At 54.8% G+C, this 2,500-nt stretch carries 1 tRNA gene and 2 rRNA genes (1 of these 3 cut by a window edge); all 3 read right to left on the reverse strand.

Features of this window, described 5'->3' with window-relative positions:
• A tRNA-Met gene (locus KTQ37_RS16415) sits at positions 1 to 77 on the reverse strand.
• A 112-nt stretch (positions 78 to 189) separates the two neighbouring features.
• Positions 190 to 304, reverse strand: a 5S ribosomal RNA gene (rrf, locus tag KTQ37_RS16420).
• 69 nt (positions 305 to 373) lie between these two features.
• Positions 374 to 2,500, reverse strand: a 23S ribosomal RNA gene (locus KTQ37_RS16425); it runs 702 nt beyond the window's last position.

The raw sequence follows: 2,500 nt of genomic DNA on the forward strand, positions 1-2,500 counted from the left end.
TGGTTGCGGGGGTAGGATTTGAACCTACGACCTTCAGGTTATGAGCCTGACGAGCTACCGGGCTGCTCCACCCCGCGAGAGTATTGCGTTTTTGCGCGGTGCAATGATCCGCTTTGGCCCCGAGGGCATTGTGATGCGATCGGGGATTTTCATCGTTTAGAGAGAACTTTGTTTGTCGCTTCTTTCTAGGTTTGGCGGTGACCTACTCTCCCACGTCTTGAGACGCAGTACCATTGGCGTGTCAGCCCTTAACGGCCGAGTTCGGGATGGGATCGGGTGTTTAGCCGGCGCTATGACCACCAAACCGAGGAAGAAGCGTTGTCCAAGTCAGTATTTATGCGTGCTTTTGCTTTGAGCCTTGCTGCTACTGGATCAAATCAAGCCAATCGGGCAATTAGTACCGGTCAACTGAACGCATTGCTGCGCTTACATCTCCGGCCTATCGACGTGGTGGTCTTCCACGGCCCTCAAGGGATACCTAGTTTTGAAGGGGGCTTCACGCTTAGATGCCTTCAGCGTTTATCCTGTCCGCTCATAGCTACCCAGCACTGCCGTTGGCACGACAACTGGTCCACCAGTGGAGCGTTCACCCCGGTCCTCTCGTACTAGGGGCAACTCTTCTCAAGTATCCTACACCCACGGCAGATAGGGACCGAACTGTCTCACGACGTTCTAAACCCAGCTCACGTACCTCTTTAAATGGCGAACAGCCATACCCTTGGGACCTGCTCCAGCCCCAGGATGAGATGAGCCGACATCGAGGTGCCAAACGATGCCGTCGATATGGACTCTTGGGCATCATCAGCCTGTTATCCCCAGAGTACCTTTTATCCGTTGAGCGATGGCCCTCCCACTTGGGACCACCGGATCACTATGGCCGACTTTCGTCTCTGCTCGACTTGTCAGTCTTGCAGTCAGGCTGGCTTCTGCCATTGCACTCAACGACCGATTTCCGACCGGTCTGAGCCAACCTTCGCGCGCCTCCGTTACACTTTGGGAGGCGACCGCCCCAGTCAAACTCCCCACCATGCAGGGTCCCGGACCCGGATAACGGGCCGCGGTTAGACATCAAGAGTGCGAAGGGTGGTATCTCAAGGGAGGCTCCACGGGAACTGGCGTCCCCGCTTCAAAGCCCACCACCTATCCTGCACATCACAATCCTGATGCCAGTGCAAAGCTAGAGTAAAGGTTCATGGGGTCTTTCCGTCTAACCGCGGGTAGTGTGCATCTTGACACACAGTTCAATTTCGCTGAGTCCACGTTTGAGACAGCGGGGAGATCGTTACGCCATTCGTGCAGGTCGGAACTTACCCGACAAGGAATTTCGCTACCTTAGGACCGTTATAGTTACGGCCGCCGTTTACTGGGGCTTCAATTCGGAGCTTGCACCCCTCCTTTTAACCTTCCAGCACCGGGCAGGCGTCAGACTGTATACGTCGTCTTACGACTTCGCACAGCCCTGTGTTTTAAGTAAACAGTCGCCACCCCCTAGTTTGTGCCCCCCACCCACAGTTGCCTGCGAATGGGGCCTCCTTCTCGCGAACTTACGGAGGCATTTTGCCGAGTTCCTTAAACGTGGTTCTCTCAAGCGCCTTGGTATACTCTACCAGTCCACCTGTGTCGGTTTCGGGTACGGTCTCATGGAGGGTTATTTCCAGGGACCTCTAAGCAGCCCGCTCAATCCGATAAGAACGAACTACCCTCGAGATCCGTCACATCCTCCTGGCCCAGGAATATTAACCTGGTTCCCATCGACTACGCCTTTCGGCCTCGCCTTAGGGGCCGGCTTACCCTGCTCAGATTAGCTTTAAGCAGGAACCCTTGGACTTTCGGCGAGAGGGTCTCTCACCCTCTTTGTCGCTACTCATGTCAACATTCTCACTTCTGATCACTCCACCGGTTGCCTTACAGCCCGGCTTCACAGTCAGAACATTGCCTCCAATCTCCCCGAAGGGATGAAGGAGGCAGCGTTCTATATCACAGAACGCTCCGCTACCACGCACATCACTGTGCATCCAAAGCTTCGGCTCGTGGCTTGAGCCCCGTTACATCTTCGCCGCAGGATCTCTTAGCTAGACCAGTGAGCTGTTACGCTATCTTTAAAGGATGGCTGCTTCTAAGCCAACCTCCTGGTTGTTTTGGAAATCCCACATGCTTTCCCACTTAGCCACGAATTGGGGGCCTTAGCTGTTGGTCAGGGTTGTTTCCCTCTTCACGACGGACGTTAGCACCCGCCGTGTGTCTCCCGGATAGTACTCTACGGTATTCGGAGTTTGGTTAGGCTCAGTAAGTCTGTGGGACCCCATCACCCATCCAGTGCTCTACCCCCGTAGGTATTCGTCCGAGGCGCTACCTAAATAGCTTTCGCGGAGAACCAGCTATCTCCGAGTTTGATTGGCCTTTCACCCCTAGCCACACGTCATCCGGACCCTTTTCAACGGGTGTCGGTTCGGACCTCCAGTACGTGTTACCGTACCTTCATCCTGCACATGGCTAGATC

It is taken from the genome of Sedimentimonas flavescens (assembly GCF_019264375.1).
In the GTDB taxonomy this organism is placed as follows: Bacteria; Pseudomonadota; Alphaproteobacteria; order Rhodobacterales; family Rhodobacteraceae; genus Rhodobacter; species Rhodobacter flavescens.